Origin of the sequence: Paenibacillus sp. FSL K6-2859 (assembly GCF_038008265.1) — a bacterium.
GTDB classification, from domain to species: domain Bacteria; phylum Bacillota; class Bacilli; order Paenibacillales; family Paenibacillaceae; genus Paenibacillus_AQ; species Paenibacillus_AQ nitricinens.
This window is the reverse complement of the sequence record NZ_JBBOYU010000001.1, coordinates 3690750-3707591: the sequence shown is the minus strand read 5'-3', so window position 1 is coordinate 3707591 and position 16842 is coordinate 3690750. Positions and strand designations below refer to the sequence as shown.

Sequence of the window (16842 nt, the reverse complement as noted above, 5' to 3'; positions counted from 1 at the left end):
TGCTTTAAAACATAAAATTTTAAACTTTTTTGCGGAGAATATTCCATTACATTTGAAGCCTATAGGCAATACAATAATTTTACATTCAATATTGAAAGCGATTACTTCAATAAAAAAGCACTCCTAAAGGATTTGAGGTGGAGATGAAATGGACGAATTATTACTACGAATGGCGGGGATTGATAAATTTTTCCCCGGTGTTCACGCATTGAATCAATGTCAATTTGAGCTGAAGCGTGGGGAAGTTCATGCCTTAGTTGGTGAGAACGGTGCAGGGAAGTCTACCTTGATGAAAATTGCCACAGGTGTCTATGCCAAGGATGCGGGTCAGATGTGGTACAAGGGATCTGAGGTGGAGATTGCCAATACTCGTGCTGCGCAGGAACTTGGGATTAGTATTATCCATCAGGAACTGAATCTAATGCCGCATCTTACAGTGGCCCAAAATATATTTATTGGTCGTGAGCCGCGTAAGGCACTGAAATGGTTCGTTGATGATCTGGAGCTTAATCGTAAGGTGCAGGAACTGTTTGATCAGATGAATCTAAAACTGGATCCGAAGACTTTGGTCTCAGATCTGACAGTTGCTAATCAGCAAATGGTTGAAATCGCAAAAGCTTTGTCTTTCAATGCCGAGGTACTGATTATGGATGAACCAACTGCAGCGTTGACAGATACGGAAATTAACGAGTTATTCCGTATGATTGAGCAATTACGAGAAGAAGGTGTAGGTATTATATACATTTCTCACCGCATGGATGAGTTGAAACGGATCACAGATCGCATTACAGTCATGCGGGATGGTTGTTACGTGGATACTGTTCGGACGGATTCAATAACCATTGATCAGATTATTAGCATGATGGTCGGTAGAGAACTCTATCAAACGTCAAAGCCGACGATTTCCAAACAGACGCAGCAAGTCGTTCTGGAGGTTCAAAATCTTTCTAGCGGGCAGTTGTTGAAGGATATCAGCTTTCATCTGAATAAGGGTGAGATTCTGGGTTTCGCAGGATTAATGGGAGCTGGACGTACTGAGGTTGTTCGCGCAGTATTTGGGGCTGATCCTATCGATAAAGGTGAGATTAAGCTGCATGGAAATACGGTACGTATACGACATCCTCATCAAGCAGTGCAGCAGGGTATTGGCTATTTGTCCGAAGATCGCAAACGCTACGGACTGCTTGTAGAGATGGACATTAGCATGAATAATGCGATGGCTTCCTTCTATAAGTTCCGCAATGCCTTCGGATGGATGAGGGATCGCGAGATGCGAAAGACAGCGGAGCAACATGTGGAAGCACTAGCAACCAAGACACCAAGTATAAGTCAAAAAGTCAAATTCTTATCCGGTGGCAATCAGCAAAAAGTGGTTATCGGTAAATGGTTGACGAGAGACTGCGATGTGCTGATTTTCGACGAACCGACACGTGGAATTGATGTAGGGGCGAAAAGTGAGATCTATAAGTTGCTTGATCAGCTGGCCAGCGAAGGAAAAGCGATCATTATAGTCTCTTCAGATCTCCCAGAGATTCTAAGAATGAGCCATCGCATTATTGTCATGTGTGAAGGACGTATAACCGGAGAACTAACCGCAGAAGAAGCATCGCAAGAAGCAATTATGAAATATGCGACGATGCGTTCATAATCGTTCAAGAGTTTATCGGAGGTGTCAAGGTCATGAAGATCGCAGATCAAGGGATTAGCCAACCTATCGGCTCGAAGCAAACCGGGGCGCAATCAGGGTTCAAACAAAAATTATTGGCATTCGCAAGTTTGATCATATTGGTCATCGTATTTTCAGTAGCCTCAAGTAACTTTTTTCAATTCTCTAATCTAGTTGGAATTCTGGTCTCTACTGCTGTAATTGGAGTATTAGCTCTAGGCGCAACCTTTGTAATTATTACAGGTGGGATCGATCTTGCTTTGGGTACGGTGATGACCTTCTCCTCCGTGATGGTTGGCGTCTTCATTACATTCTGGGGTCTACCCGTTCCACTCGGTATTGTAGGCGGGATTCTAGCTGGTGCACTATGTGGCTTTATCAGCGGTTTAATGGTGGCGAAAATGAATATTCCACCTTTCATTGCTACGCTGGCGATCATGATGAGTACTAAAGGATTATCACTGGTCATAACGGGTGCTAAGCCTATTTATTTCAATGATGATCCGATCTTTGCCAAGATTGCTATGGGTAAGATGATCCCAGGCATTCCGAATACCATCATTATCTTCTTATTGCTCGGAATTATCGCAAGCATCATATTGTCGAAGACCATTATTGGGCGCTATAATTTTGCGCTTGGCAGCAATGAAGAAGCGACTCGCTTATCCGGTGTAAATACGGTCAAATGGAAGATTGTAATCTACACCATCACAGGGATCTTCAGTGGAATCGCTGGTATCCTGATGGCCTCACGACTTAATTCAGCGCAGCCGTCACTTGGCACCGGTTATGAATTAGAAGCTATAGCGGCTGTCGTCATTGGAGGCACATCTTTAAGCGGGGGCGTAGGATCTATTCTAGGTACGATTATTGGTGCACTGATTATGAGTGTACTGACGAATGGCTTACAGATTATGTCCGTTGCTCAGGAATGGCGGACAGTCATTGTCGGTGTTGTCATCATCATCGCAGTGTATGCTGATATTCTTCGCAGACGGAAGCAATGAAAGAGGTATTATCTCCATACGGAGTGATATACAAAGCAAATGACGAGGGGGAAGATTTAAATGAAACAACGTCGAAAAGGGATTATTATGCTTGCCAGTTTGTTACTGGCTACTACCTTACTTGGTGCTTGTAACAACAGTGATAGCAAAAAGAGTGCATCCGGTTCAGACAAACCCTATATCCCAGTCATTTCAAAAGGCTTCCAGCATCAATTCTGGCAAGCGGTGAAGCAAGGAGCCGAGAAGGCTGCCAAGGAGTTTAATGTCGAGATTACGTTTGAAGGCCCTGAAAACGAGAGTCAGGTAGATAAACAAATTGAAATGTTGCAGACGGCGCTAGACAAGAAACCTGCAGCAATCGCTTTAGCGGCTCTGGACAGCAAAGCAGCGATTCCATATCTGGAAAAGGCAAAGGAAAACAATATTCCAATCATTGGCTTTGACTCTGGTGTAGATAGCGATATCCCTGTAGCAACAGCAGCGACGGACAATAAAGCAGCCGCCGCTTTAGCAGCTGATAAAATGGCTGAGTTGATTGGCAAGAAAGGTAAAGTAGGTCTAGTAGTACATGACCAAACAAGCAGCACAGGTCAACAACGTCGTGATGGTTTCTTAGAACAAATGAAAGCGAAATATCCAGATATTGAAGTGTTAGAGCCGCAATATGGCGGCGGAGATCAGTTGAAGTCCACGGATCTTGCAAAAGCGATGATGCAGGCCAATCCGGATCTTAAAGGGATCTATGGCTCAAACGAAGGCTCTGCGGTAGGTGTGGCTAATGCCGTAAATGAATTGCAGATGGGTGGAAAGATTGTGGTCATCGGATTTGACTCTGGTAAACAGTTAATGGATGCCATTCGTAGTGGTGTTGTGGCTGGCGCGGTTACACAGGACCCTATTGGGATTGGTTATCAAGCGGTGAAGGCGGCTGTGCAGGCGATTAAAGGGGAAACCGTAGAAAAGAATATTGACACAGGGTTTCATTGGTACGATAAGAACAATATGGATTCCGATGAGATCAAACCTCTGCTATACGAATAGAAGCTACATATAATAGAGGTTGCCTTAAATAGGCAACCTCTATTATCCTTATTTAAAAAGGTAAACATTTACATGTAAGCGATCGATAAGTTCATAGCTGAGGAGGTGTTGGATGTATAAGATTATTCTGGTTGATGATGAAGATGAGGTTCGTGAAGCGATTAAACAGAAGATATCTTGGAATAATTATGGTTTTGAGCTCGTTGGAGATTTCGATAACGGCAGAGATGCCCTTGATGCGATCGAGCAGTTTCGACCAGATGTGATTATTACAGATATTTGCATGCCCTTTATGGATGGTTTAGGACTGGCAAAAGCTGTTATGGAACGGTACCGCGACATGAAGGTCATTATCGTAACTGGTTATGAAGACTTCGATTACGCCAAACAGGCAATAACTTTGAAGGTGACAGAATATTTGTTAAAACCGATTAATGCTCGTGAGTTTGCAGAATTTCTAAACAAAATGAAACAGGATTTGGATGAAGAGTATTTACAAAAGGCCAATATCGCAAAGCTTCGCATGCAATTAAATCAGAGCTTACCTTTACTGCGCGAACGTTTTCTGGAGAAACTGGTTACGACTCGAATGAAGAACGATGAGATCGAGAATAAAATGAATTATTTTCATATACAGTTTCAGGGCGCGGTTTACCTTGCAATCGTAATCGAGATAGAAATGGAGAGTCGAAGCCAGGACATTGCTTCTGATGCTGAGCTACTACGTTTTGCTGCATTTAACATTGTGCAGGAGCAACTTGAGAAGGGGCAGTGCGGGGTGGTGTTTCAGACTAGAGATGGTAAACTCGCTGCGATATTATCAGGAGATTCAGAAGCAATTGAAGTTACAACACAGCTTCTCGCGGATCAGGTTCAGACCAGCTTGAATAAGTATTTGAAGCTGACCGCCACCATCGGCATCGGTAGAAAATACGCTAGCATGCAACAAATTCCACAATCCTTCCAGGAAGCGATTTCATCCTTAGAATATCGTTATCTTTTAGGCATCGATAAGGTGATCTCCATTCAGGATCTTGAGTTTGGCAAAGGGTTGGATCAAGCGCACTTCACTTCTTGGGAAAAGCAATTTATATCCGCGTTGAAGACAGGGAAAGCATCAGCGATCTCAGAGGTTCTCTCACAATGGTTTCAGGAATTAAAGAGCAATAGCTCTTCTATAGAAGGTTGCCGCAGTATCATCTACCAGATGCTCGTTTCTCTAATGAATTATGTGGCCGATATTGGATTCCCCAATACTGAGCTGGTTTCGCATAATATGTTCGCAGAAGTTGCTGCTCTAAAGACTTTAGAGGAAGCGAGAAATTATTTGGAGAGAACTTGCCATGAGCTGATCCTCAAGCTATCGGAACAAAGAACTACGGTAAGGGCTTCTCAGATGAAAGCCGCGGAAGCTTATATCCGGGAGAATTATTATAATGACAGTTTTTCACTCAATGAGTTATGTAGCCATATTTTTATGAGCATCAGTTATTTCAGTGTAACGTTTAAACAGCATACCGGTGAGACTTTTATTGAGTATTTGACTCGCCTCCGTTTGGAAAAAGCTAAAGAACTGCTTACCATCACACAGCTGAAGACTTATGATATCGCTGCTAGAGTGGGCTATGCTGATCCTCAGTATTTCAGTGTTATTTTTAAACGAAATGTTGGGATCACACCTAAGGAATATCGACAGCGACAGAAGGAGAATCTTCTTCTATGAAACCTAATCGTTTCTTCCGAAGTCGAAGTATTCATAATAATATCGCGATTTCTTTTTCGCTTCTTATCCTCTGCACCACTATAGTACTTACCTATACTTCATATCGACTCTCCTCAGCAGCCGTCATGGGGAATTCCGTAGCCTATACCTCACAATTAATAGAACAAGTAAAACTGAACATCGAGAATTATATTAGCAACATGGAGAGCATTGCTGCTCTGGTGTTAACTAGCAGTGATCTTGAGAAATATGTAAGAGGTTCGAGTTCTGGACAAGAAGGGGAGACCAAGGATAAGCAATTAGCTAGCCAATATCTACGATCTGTAGTCCAATCCCGCTCGGATATTTCTTCTATTGTGTATGCAAGCTCGGAAGGGATAACCGTTTCAGATCGACTGGATGCAGTTTTGAAACCGCTTCCCGAGTTGATTGCTCAAGAGTGGTATCAGCAAGCATTGAACCAGACGGGAGTGGCTGTCTCCTCTTCACATGTGCAGCACTTATTTCAGAATGAATACCGTTGGGTAGTGTCGATCAGTAGAAAGCTTTCCGATTCTTTTTCTGAAATGGAAGCAGATCGACAGGGTGTGCTACTCGTAGATCTTAATTTCAGCGTTATTAACAATTTGTGCAAACAAATCGAACTGGGAAAGCGCGGTTATGTATTTATCGTAGATCCGTCAGGGAGTTTAGTTTATCATCCTCAACAGCAGTTGATTTATTCGCAGCTCAAGTTTGAGCAATTGGATACTGTTCTTGGGATTAAGAACGGGTCAGTTACGGTGAAAGCAGGGAACGAACAGAAACTGTACACCGTGGATACCACTAGCTTTGGCTGGAAGATTGTAGGGGTCACCTATCCAGATGATCTGGTTGCTAACAAACAGCAGATGCAAGGGACCGCCGCCTTGTGGGGAGCCGTAAGTCTGATCTGTGCTATGGCAATTTCTGTGCTGCTGTCCTACGCATTAACCAAACCGCTCAAGAATTTAGAAATGAATATGAAAAAGGCTGAACGCGGTGAGTTCGACATTCGCGTGGAGATTGAGAGCACGAACGAAATCGGTAAGCTAGCCCGTACCTTTAACCTGATGATCCTGAAGATTAAAGAGCTGATGAGTCAGATCGTCATGGAGCAAGAGATGAAGCGTGTGAGTGAGCTTAAGGCCTTACAAGCACAGATTAAGCCCCACTTTTTGTATAATACGCTGGACTCGATCATTTGGATGGCAGAGACCGGTAAGATGGAGGAGGTAGTCGAAATGACCTCTTCATTATCGAAGCTGCTACGTTCTACGATTGGTGAGGGCGAGGAGCTGATCCCGATCGCTAGAGAACTAGAACATATTCGGCACTATCTAACGATTCAGAACATGCGCTATCGCCATAAATTCACATATTCGATAGAAGTGGATGAAGACATTCTTGAATGCAGTATTTTGAAAATGGTCCTTCAACCCTTAGTTGAAAATGCGATTTATCATGGGATAAAGCATAATCCTGAGCAAGGTCACATCCTGATTAAAGGCAAAAGAGAGCAAAAAGATATTACTATTCAAATTATTGACAATGGTGTCGGTATGAATCCAGATCAGATGGGGAAGTTACTGCTTCAAAAGCCAGATTACAGGATTGGCAGTGGGGTAGGCGTCGCGAATGTAAACCATCGCATTCAGCTTTATTTCGGGGACCATTACGGTTTGTCTTTTGCAAGTGAAATGGAAGAAGGGACGACGGTCACTTTAAGAATTCCTGCGCTCTATGAGGAGGAGAGTCCATGAGTTCACTTTGGTCAAAAATAGGCCTGTCTGCTCTACTGTTATTCTTTATTGTAGCGCTCGGTTGGGTAGGTTATCGTATGTTTACGAATGAGCTTGATCCAAAAGTCAGAACCATTATCTACGTTCCTAAGACTATCGATACCAGCATTGAATTCTGGGAGGTAATGAAACAAGGTGTGGCAACTGCTGCCAAGGAATTCGATGCAGATGTCCATACGGTAGGAACAAATACCGAGTTAGATGTGGATAAGCAGATTCAATTACTAGAACAGGCGATTGAGGAGAAGCCTGATGCCATTATTTTGGCTGCTACCGACTATTATCGTCTTGTTCCGGTTGCAGAGCAGATTAAAGCTGCGGGTATCACGCTTATTACGGTAGACTCGGGACTGAACGGCGGTGTATCGGAGAGTTTTATCGCCACAGATAATTATGAAGCAGGCCGAAAAGCAGCGCAGAAGTTGATTGAAAATATTCATAGCGACGATCTAGTCGCCATTATGAATTTTGTACAAGGCTCCGCTACAGCTATCGAGAGAGAGAAAGGGGTTAGGGATGCTTTATCTCAGAATGGAGTTAATCTTGTGCAGGATACCCTTTACAGTAACGGTTCTTCGAAGAAGGCATATCAATTAACTGTTGATCTTCTAAGGAATCAGCCTCAACTAAAGGGAATCATTGGTCTCAATGAGCCCTCTACATTAGGTGCGGGACTGGCAATTATGGATATGGGCTTAAAAGACAAAGTGAAGCTGGTGGGGTTCGACAATTCCAGTAGTGAGGTTCAATTGCTGGAGAATGAAATTATGCTGGGGACGGTGATTCAAAAACCTTTTACTATGGGGTACTTGGCTGTGAAAACTGCACTTGAAGCCGTTTCAGGCCACAAAGTAGCTCCTGTTATGGATACAGGCTCCGAATTCATTACGAAGGAAAATATGTACACAAGTGAGAATGAGAAGTTAATGTTTCCGTTTATAGAATAAGCCTAAAAAAGGGAGTGCTCAAGTCCGTAATGGCTTTGGGTGCTCCCTTTTAGTATAAAATATAAAGTCTAAACGTTGTTTAACATTTCAGCAAAAGACTGCTGCAACGGTGTTAATATATGATCTTTTCGCCAAGCCAGTACAAAACCGCCGCTCTCAGGCAAAACTCCCGGTAGAGGAGCATAACAAAGACGACCTAATGCAAGTTCTGCTTCAATGCTAACTCTAGAACAAATGCCTACACCATCTCCCTCGCTAACTAACTTCTTTAGGGATTCAGGTGAATTTAACTCGGATCGGTTCCACAAGCGAATATGATTTATTTCTGCCCATTGATCCGCAAATCCCCGTAAACAAGAACCACTCTCATACTGAATCCAAGGCTCAAGCGCGATCTGTTCTGGTGTTAGCTTCTCTATAGTTGCAAAAGGGTGACTAGGGGCAAAAATCAGCACAGGCTCGTCGCGGACAATCAGCTGAAAGTTAAAGGATTCATCATGCCAATCTGAAGTGTGCAAAATAGCCATTTGAATTTCTCGGCTTCGGAGTCGTTCCTTTAACAAAGTGTCACTTTGGATCGTCATCGAATTATTAATACCAGGATATTGTTTCATGAATTGGATTAGCGCTTTAGGTAAAATATAAGTTGCAGGTATATAACTTGCTTCCAGCTTCAAAGTACCATGTGTTGGGGAAGAAAACTGTTTAACAGTACGTTCAGCTTCGGCCGTAAGTGAGACAATCTTGAGCGCATATTGATAAAGGGCTCTACCCGCATCTGTGAGCAGGACTCTTCCACTTCGATACTGGAATAAAGGAGTTCCAAATTCATTCTCTAAATTCTTCATATGAAAAGATACAGTGGGTTGTTTAAGGCCCAATTCAGCAGCTACATCGGTTACTTTCTTATATTTTTCAAGTAGAATAACGATCTTTAACTTCATAATATTCATGACTTTCCTCCGAACAATGCTAAGTTGGATAACAAATTATATCTCCATTATAGATTAAATCTATACATATATATAGTTTCTATTGGTATTTTTATCGTTCGCTTTACAAAGTTAAGAAGTTTCTCTAACGAACGAGCTCTAGAATAAGAAGAGTCAGAGGGGCCAAGAAGCCCCGGACAACAACAATAACATATGCGTACAATGCACTTTTACAGTAAACAAGCATATGGGGGCCAAAGCTCCACAACACCATGTTAAAGCTTTCGAAGCCAGTTCCATATGAACTGTATGCGGAAGCCGTGCTAACAAAACATTTAGGAGGAGACAAAACAATGCAATTCAAAAAATCTTGGGTTATGACTTTGGCTTTAACGAGCGTACTGGCACTTTCGGCCTGCGGTAATGGTGGGGCAAACAACACGGGAGGAAACGCTGCAGCTACAAATGAAGGTAGCGGCGCTAAAATAAGTGGTTCTATTCTAGCATCAGGTTCAACAGCACTACAACCATTGGTTGAGCTGGTAGCAGAGAATTTCATGGATAAAAATGCTGGTGTGGACATTCAAGTTCAAGGCGGCGGCAGTGGTACTGGTCTTACTCAAGTAGCTGAGAAACAAGTAGATATCGGTAACTCTGATGTATTCGCAGAAGAAAAACTAAAGGATGCAGATGCAGAAAAAGCAGCAGCTCTTGTAGATCATCAAGTAGCAGTAGTAGCGATCGCAGCAGTAACTCATCCGGATGCTGGTGTAGACAGCTTGACTAAGCAACAGCTTATCGATATTTTCACAGGTAAGGTTACGAACTGGAAAGAAGTTGGCGGAGCGGATCAAAAAATCCAAATCATCAACCGTCCAGGCAGCTCCGGTACTCGCGCAACCTTTGAAAGCTTTGCACTTGGAACTAAAACGGAAGATATCCCAGGATCGATTCAAGAAGATTCCTCCGGTACTGTTAAGAAAATGATCGGAGAAACTCCAGGGGCTATCGGTTATCTGGCTCTTTCATACCTTGATGATTCAATCAAAACACTTAGCCTTGATGGTGTAGAAGCATCTGTGGACAATGTTGTTTCTGGTAAATATCCAGTATGGGCTTACGAGCACATGTACACAAACGGCGAACCAAATGAAACAGTAAAAGCATTCCTTGACTTTTTCTTGACAGACGAAGTACAAACAGGTGAAGTTGTTGAGCTTGGATACATTCCAGCAGTAAAAATGCAAGTTACTCGTGACGTTGCAGGAAATGTTACAGCTAAGTAATTCACTTCTAAGTAATTTGTAAGGATTAGAATCTCAAGTGATTAGAGGCGGATACATCTGCCTCTCTTTTCACTTTAGAAAGAGGGAGCAATTGAGGGTGAAAATAAAGAACTCACGCATCGAGAAACATCATATTGAAGATTTTGTGGGACGTACATATATGTCCTTCTGTGTACTGCTATTGATAACAATCATTGTATCGATGGTATATTTTGTGGCGTCTAAAGGGATTTCAACTTTCACAAGTGGCGATGTTAGCGTTACAGATTTTCTGTTCGGAACAAAGTGGTCACCTGAAGCAGATACGCCATCCTTTGGTGCATTTCCGTTTATCACGGGATCCTTCTTAGTTACTCTACTTGCAGCATTGATTGCTAGTCCACTTAGCCTTTGCGCTGCGCTGTTTATGACGGAGATTGTCCCAGGATGGGGCAAAAAATTGCTTCAGCCCGTAATCGAGCTGTTGGCAGGTATCCCTTCAGTTGTTTATGGTTTCATCGGATTAAGTGTTATTGTACCGTTTCTACGCAACAACCTGCCTGGTCAAGGCATCGGGGTAGCTGCAGGCGCGCTTGTGCTCTCGGTCATGATTCTTCCGACGATTACAAGCGTGGCTGCAGACGCGCTGGCTTCATTGCCGCAAAATTTAAAGGAATCCTCCTATGCGCTTGGTGCCACCCGGTGGCAGACGATCTCTCGAGTGATTATTCCGACAACGTTTCCTGCTATTATGACTGGTATTGTCCTGGGGATGGCACGTGCATTCGGTGAAGCCCTTGCTGTACAGATGGTTATCGGGAATGCGCCATTCGTACCAAAATCACTCTTTGAATCAGCTTCTACCTTGACGAGTGTAATCACGCTTGGAATGGGGAACACAACCATGGGTTCTGCGCACAATAATGCTCTGTGGAGTATGGCACTGGTTCTTATGCTGATGACCTTTGTATTTGTCTTCTTTGTGAGACTGCTTGAAAGGAGAAATAAAATTTGAAGCCGAGAACCGTAAATAAAATTGCCACAAGCCTTATTGTGTTTTTCGCATTGCTCATCGTAGCTATTCTGGTTGGTCTATTAGGATATATCCTCTTTCGAGGCCTTAGTCACATTAGTTGGGATTTTCTATTCTCTGCACCACAAAAAATTCGAGCAGGTGGAGGAATTGGTCCTCAATTATTCAACTCCTTATTCCTTTTGGTACTCACGCTAATAATTACAGTACCGCTTGGACTGGGTGCCGGTATTTATATGGCTGAATATGCTCGTCCAGGAAAAATCACCGGCTTTATTCGCTTAATTGTTGAAGTATTATCTTCGTTCCCTTCAATCGTAGTCGGCTTGTTTGGTCTATTGCTGATTGTTAACTATTTTAATCTTGGCTTTTCCTTAATCTCGGGAGCACTGGCATTGACGGTCTTTAATCTACCGCTGATGGTTCGGATTACTGAGCAAGCTTTCCGTAGTGTTCCGAAGCAACAAAAAGAGGCAGGTTTTGCACTAGGATTGTCCAAGTGGAAAATCGTAACCTCTGTGTTGTTTCCAGTAGCATTACCAACGATTATTACCGGTACAATTTTGTCCGCTGGCCGTGTCTTTGGGGAAGCAGCCGCGTTGATGTTCACTGCAGGAATGAGTAGTCCAAGACTAGATTTCACCAACTGGAATCCACTTAGTCCGAACTCACCACTGAATCCTTTCCGTCCAGCTGAAACACTGGCTGTTCATATCTGGAAGGTAAATAGTGAAGGCCTTGCTCCTGATGCCGCGCAAATTGCTGCGGGAGCTTCAGCAGTACTTGTAATTATGGTGTTGATCTTCAACTTGGCAGCACGTTATTTCGGAAGATTTATTTATCGTAAGCTTACAGCTTCAAAAAGAATGAACTAATTCCTAAAAATTAAAGTAGAGATGTAGGAGGAGTAATCGATGGGAACGTCGGCAACAGCAGTGCGAGAATCTTTTCAAACCGAGGACCTGAGTATTTTTTATGGAACATATGAGGCAGTAAAGGGGATTAGTCTTCCTTTTGCTGAAAATACGGTTACTGCACTGATCGGCCCATCCGGCTGCGGTAAATCAACCTTTCTTCGTTCACTGAATCGGATGAATGACGAAATCTCCGGATCAACCACCAAAGGAAGCATATGGATTGATGGAGTGGATATTAATGCTCCGGGCACAGACGTTATCAAACTGCGTCAGAAGATTGGTATGGTGTGGCAGAAGCCGAATCCGTTCTACAAATCCATTTATGATAACATCGCTTTTGGTCCTAAGTATCATGGAATTAAAGGGAAAAAAGCACTCGATGAGATCGTAGAGAGCAGCCTTCGCAAAGCAGCCTTGTGGGACGAAGTGAAGGACCGGTTAAAAGATTCAGCATTAGCTCTATCCGGTGGACAACAGCAGCGCTTATGTATTGCAAGGGCGTTGTCGGTTAACCCACAAATTCTGCTCTTGGACGAACCCGCATCCGCACTAGATCCGGTTTCCACTGGTAAAGTAGAGGAGCTCATCAAGGAGTTAAAAGAAGAGCTTCGCATCGTAATCGTAACGCACAACATGCAGCAGGCTGCACGGATCTCTGATTATACGGCCTATTTTTATCTTGGATCCCTTATAGAATATGATAAAACGGATAAGGTCTTTACTAATCCTGAGAATCAAATGACACAAGAATACATCATGGGCCGTTTCGGCTGAAGCCTTTTAACATCGTTCTTTAGGGAACGGTGTTTTTTTTCTAATATTTGCAAAAGGCAGATTGATACTGTATTATTAATGATAATGATTATCATTATTACTATAGGGAGTGGATCTTATGACACAAACTCAATCGACTCAAAAGAATAGCGTAGCAGAACTAATTAAAGAACGGCGCTCTGTTAAACTTTTTCAAAAAGATCCACTGCCACAAGGACTACTAGAGGAATTGTTAAATGTAGCGGTATGGGCGCCTAATCATGGGGTTCGTGAGCCGTGGAGATTCATTGCTTTTCAAGGTGAAGGTACAAAGTTCTTGGCTGAAGCAGCATTTGCCTTCGTGAAACGTGCCATAGCTGATCCTGAAGTGGCTGCCAAGCGCAAAGAATATATCTCAAATATTCCCTTAACGTTAATTGTGGTGATGCCTGAAGATCCTCGGCAGAGAGAGTGGGATGAGGATTTTGCAGCAGCGTCAGCACTTGTGCAGAACTTCCAGCTAGCAGCTTGGGAGCAAGGCGTGGGAACGATTTGGAAGACCGATCCTTATATCAATAATCCTGAATTCCGTAACAAAATTGGTGTGAAGCCAGGAGAGAAGATCATAGCTATGATTCATGCTGGATACCCAGAAACTGTGCCAGACAGCCGTCCACGCACGGATGCTTCTGAACTACTGAAGATCGTTGATAGCTATCCAGAGAACGATGTAGTGGAATAGAGAAGACTATAAGGGATTTGAATAGTAATCGTTTAAAGCATCCATTGGGGTGCTTTTTTTCTTGCTTAGAATCTCTAGGAAAGAGGCAGGGAAAAGATAAGGAAAGTCGAGTAAAGATGAATCGAGGATGAGTAAAGTTGAGTTGAAGAAGTTTCGAAAATGTTTATAGCAATATATATTGTGCATAATGATTAGTATAGATTACAATTTAGTGTAATGAAACAAATTGTATAAGGAGGGAAAAGCGTGGGGGAGAACAAGAACATCAAGATGAAACTGGCTCGTGTAGAAAAAGATCTTTCCCAAGAACAGTTAGCGGAATTAGTAGGAGTTACAAGGCAGACGATTGGCCTAATTGAAGCGGGAAACTATAACCCGACACTTAAGTTATGCTTAGCGATCTGCAAGGCATTGGATAGATCATTAGACGATATTTTTTGGGAGGATTAAGGTGAGAGGGACAAGGATTAAGGATGAGCGGATTATCTCAGAAGGTCAGAAGATTAGTACATACGGGTTTATGATAGTGGGTAGAGGAATGGATAAATCGCTATTGCAAAACTAATGGTATTAGTTTATATTTAAGCTAATACCATTAGTTTTGTGGAGGGATAATGATGAGAGTAACTCGTGAAGGTCATTTATTACAGCTGACTTGGATGCCAAAAGTGTTTCCTGTGAATTGTTACATCATAGAGGAAGAAAATGAATTAACTTTGATCGATGCGGCCATGCCGTTTAGTGTAAAGGGAATTATGGATACTTCAGCAAAGTTAAATAAGAAGATTACTCGTATTGTATTAACGCATGCTCATGGTGATCATGTTGGTGCACTGGATGAACTAAAAAAGCAGCTTCCAGAGGCTCAGGTGTACATTTCAGAAAGGGATTCCTCTTTATTAAGCGGAGATCGTTCCCTTCGTGAGGGAGAACCTCAGACCCCTATTAAGGGAAGTGTACCCGATAAGGTAACAACAAGACCAGATGTATTACTCTATGATGGCGATGTCATTGGTTCGTTGACAGCCATTCTAACTCCCGGTCATACCCCTGGCTCTATGTCTTTTATTGATTCACGAAGCAAAGCTGTTATTGTTGGCGATGCTTTTCAAACCTTCCGGGGAACCGCAGTTTCAGGAACCGTAATTCCTTGGTTTCCGTTTCCGGCTATGGCCACCTGGAATAAAGATCAAGCCTTAAAAAGTGCCATTAAGCTTCTAGAGGCTTCTCCGACTATACTGGCCACTGGACATGGAGACTTGCTTAGAAATCCAGTTCAAACCATGGAGAATGCCATACACAAAGCACAAATGAATCAAGGAAGGAGGAATTAAATGTCACCTAGAGCGGGATTAGATCGTCGTATGCTAGTTATTGCAGCAGCAGAAATTGCCGATCATGAAGGAATCGAGACCGTAACTTTAGCTGCATTGGCTAATAAACTAGGTGTTCGATCTCCGTCGCTATACAATCACATTAACGGGCTACAGGATTTGCGTACACAACTAGCAATTTATGGACTAGGTGAGCTTTCTACGGCCATGATTAGCGCAGCTAAAGGACTTAGTAGAGATAATGCTGTACAGGCGATGGGGCGAGCGTACGTGGACTTTGCTAGAAGTCGCCCTGGTTTATATGAGACCACGCTGCGAGCGCCTGAACAGGCCAATACGGAGCTAGAAGCAGCAAGTGAACATATACTGAAGCTTATCATTCAAGTGATGAAGGATTATCAGTTAGGTGAGGAGGGTGAAATTCATGCAGTCCGCGGGTTACGAAGCATTTTGCATGGCTTCGCCTCTTTGGAACAAAAAGGCGGTTTCGGAATGGCGCTTGATACTAATGTAAGTTTATCTCGCCTCATCGGTACATTCATTGCTGGGATTGGAAATATGAAATCAAAATAATGGAGTACATAAGGAGATGATGTAGTGATGCATGAGGGATATGAAGAAGGTAGTGTCACCACTTTTGAGGAAGCTGTAGGCATTGTTGCCAAGGTTGGGATTTTACCGCTTGCAAACCTGATTCCTGATCACCCATCTTTAAACGGATTAACGAAAGCAGAAAATTGGCATACAGGAACAGAGCTAGATCCTTGGTCATGGCGTGTAAGGTTTCCCGGGGAAGGATTGGCTGGATACGGCAAGTTTATTAAGAAAAAAGCGATCTTGGTCTCTAGCGGGTGGTTTCCAGCATTTGTGGCAGCTGTTGGAAGTACAAAATCTATAGAAGAACGTTATAATGACGGATTGGCCAGCAGAGAAGCAGTGACTTTACTGCAAATTATCCGTGAACGTCAAGGGATTGATACACGCATCCTTCGTGCTGAAGCTGATATGAAGGCTAAGGAAAAGAAGACGGCATTCGATAATGCAGTTACGGAGCTTCAGGCATCGCTGGACATCGTTATTTCAGGTGTAAAAGAACGCCAAAATGCAGAAGGTGAGAAAAATGGCTGGAGCAGTACCTCGTTTGAGACTGTAAGCCACTGGACGGAAGATAACGGTCTTTCCTCATTTGAAGGCGATAGAGAAGAGGCCATAGCTTGGCTACATTCCAAAATGAATGGCATATGGTCGCCTACAGCAATAGCCTGGACGAACAAAGCACTCTCATGGAAATAAAAACGGCTAATCAGTACTCCCAAGAGAGTGATTAGCCGTAAGCGTTTTCTAATAAAATCATATCCATCACATTATTGTTCCAACATAGGTGCCAAGTAAGCAATCAGGAAATACAAGAATCCGAAAAACAGCATAACATAGGCGGTATATTTGATTGCATTAGATGCAACAATTCTTGAATCCACCGGTGCTTGAATTTCGAGCTGTTCTTCTTCAACGCTGTCAATTTCATTGGATATTGGGTCTCTCAACATGATAATCCCCTCCTTGGAAATTAGATCCTTAACTGTATTGTGACATATTTGTGAACGGAAATCAACAATAGTGTGAACAAATATTGAACTTTTATTCAAATTTGGACTATTTATT

Annotated in this window: 17 protein-coding genes; 15 read left to right on the top strand and 2 right to left on the bottom strand. The window is 42.9% G+C overall.

Translation table 11 applies throughout. The features are described 5' to 3' along the window. The first annotated feature begins 148 nt into the window (after positions 1 to 148). The 6 genes from MHB64_RS16300 to MHB64_RS16275 all read left to right on the top strand — a co-directional run bounded on the left by MHB64_RS16300 (position 149) and on the right by MHB64_RS16275 (position 8204). Complete coding sequence (locus MHB64_RS16300) at positions 149 to 1648, top strand: sugar ABC transporter ATP-binding protein (RefSeq protein ID WP_341134893.1); 1500 nt, start codon at positions 149 to 151, stop codon at positions 1646 to 1648. 32 nt (positions 1649 to 1680) lie between these two features. Beyond that, on the top strand, positions 1681 to 2673 hold the full coding sequence (locus tag MHB64_RS16295; RefSeq protein ID WP_341134892.1) for an ABC transporter permease: 993 nt from the start codon (positions 1681 to 1683) through the stop codon (positions 2671 to 2673). Between the two features lie 60 nt (positions 2674 to 2733). Beyond that, a complete protein-coding gene (locus MHB64_RS16290; RefSeq protein ID WP_094869106.1) occupies positions 2734 to 3714 on the top strand; it encodes an ABC transporter substrate-binding protein in 981 nt (326 codons plus the stop codon). Between the two features lie 112 nt (positions 3715 to 3826). After that, positions 3827 to 5437 (top strand): response regulator, encoded by a 1611-nt coding sequence (locus MHB64_RS16285; protein WP_341134891.1) that lies wholly within the window; start codon positions 3827 to 3829, stop codon positions 5435 to 5437. Next, the gene (locus MHB64_RS16280) at positions 5434 to 7218 is read left to right on the top strand and encodes a cache domain-containing sensor histidine kinase (RefSeq protein ID WP_341134890.1); all 1785 of its coding nucleotides are present in this window, start codon (positions 5434 to 5436) and stop codon (positions 7216 to 7218) included. Before MHB64_RS16285 ends, MHB64_RS16280 begins: the two co-directional genes overlap by 4 nt. After that, entirely contained in the window at positions 7215 to 8204 is a 990-nt protein-coding gene (locus MHB64_RS16275; RefSeq protein WP_341134889.1) for a substrate-binding domain-containing protein, read from the top strand. The genes MHB64_RS16280 and MHB64_RS16275 overlap by 4 nt, the downstream gene beginning before the upstream one ends. 68 nt (positions 8205 to 8272) lie before the next feature. On the opposite strand, the gene MHB64_RS16270 is transcribed toward MHB64_RS16275, so the two are convergent. Then, a complete protein-coding gene (locus MHB64_RS16270; RefSeq protein ID WP_341134888.1) occupies positions 8273 to 9157 on the bottom strand; it encodes a LysR family transcriptional regulator in 885 nt (294 codons plus the stop codon). A gap of 332 nt (positions 9158 to 9489) precedes the next feature. On the opposite strand from MHB64_RS16270, the gene MHB64_RS16265 reads away from it, so the two are divergent. From MHB64_RS16265 to MHB64_RS16225, 9 genes are all read left to right on the top strand, one after another. Further along, positions 9490 to 10422: a phosphate ABC transporter substrate-binding protein gene (locus MHB64_RS16265; RefSeq protein ID WP_094869101.1), complete on the top strand. Its 933-nt coding sequence runs from the start codon at positions 9490 to 9492 to the stop codon at positions 10420 to 10422. A gap of 91 nt (positions 10423 to 10513) precedes the next feature. Continuing rightward, positions 10514 to 11416 carry a phosphate ABC transporter permease subunit PstC gene (gene pstC, locus MHB64_RS16260; protein ID WP_094869100.1) on the top strand — a complete coding sequence of 301 codons (903 nt, stop codon included), beginning with the start codon at positions 10514 to 10516 and terminating at the stop codon, positions 11414 to 11416. Next, positions 11413 to 12309 (top strand): phosphate ABC transporter permease PstA, encoded by an 897-nt coding sequence (gene pstA / locus MHB64_RS16255; RefSeq protein ID WP_042128135.1) that lies wholly within the window; start codon positions 11413 to 11415, stop codon positions 12307 to 12309. The genes pstC and pstA overlap by 4 nt, the downstream gene beginning before the upstream one ends. A gap of 39 nt (positions 12310 to 12348) precedes the next feature. Continuing rightward, a complete protein-coding gene (pstB, locus tag MHB64_RS16250; protein ID WP_076120520.1) occupies positions 12349 to 13125 on the top strand; it encodes a phosphate ABC transporter ATP-binding protein PstB in 777 nt (258 codons plus the stop codon). Positions 13126 to 13243: 118 nt separating this feature from the next. Further along, on the top strand, positions 13244 to 13846 hold the full coding sequence (locus tag MHB64_RS16245) for a nitroreductase family protein (protein WP_341134887.1): 603 nt from the start codon (positions 13244 to 13246) through the stop codon (positions 13844 to 13846). Between the two features lie 270 nt (positions 13847 to 14116). Further along, positions 14117 to 14296 carry a helix-turn-helix transcriptional regulator gene (locus MHB64_RS16240; protein WP_341136088.1) on the top strand — a complete coding sequence of 60 codons (180 nt, stop codon included), beginning with the start codon at positions 14117 to 14119 and terminating at the stop codon, positions 14294 to 14296. A gap of 167 nt (positions 14297 to 14463) precedes the next feature. After that, on the top strand, positions 14464 to 15180 hold the full coding sequence (locus MHB64_RS16235; protein WP_094875777.1) for an MBL fold metallo-hydrolase: 717 nt from the start codon (positions 14464 to 14466) through the stop codon (positions 15178 to 15180). Next, positions 15181 to 15753, top strand: coding sequence for a TetR/AcrR family transcriptional regulator (locus MHB64_RS16230; protein WP_341134886.1), 573 nt, complete (start codon positions 15181 to 15183; stop codon positions 15751 to 15753). It abuts the gene before it with no gap. Between the two features lie 27 nt (positions 15754 to 15780). Then, entirely contained in the window at positions 15781 to 16473 is a 693-nt protein-coding gene (locus tag MHB64_RS16225) for an AlkZ-related protein (protein ID WP_280786340.1), read from the top strand. Positions 16474 to 16544: 71 nt separating this feature from the next. On the opposite strand, the gene MHB64_RS16220 is transcribed toward MHB64_RS16225, so the two are convergent. Continuing rightward, entirely contained in the window at positions 16545 to 16727 is a 183-nt protein-coding gene (locus MHB64_RS16220; RefSeq protein WP_042128123.1) for a hypothetical protein, read from the bottom strand. Positions 16728 to 16842 lie beyond the last annotated feature (115 nt).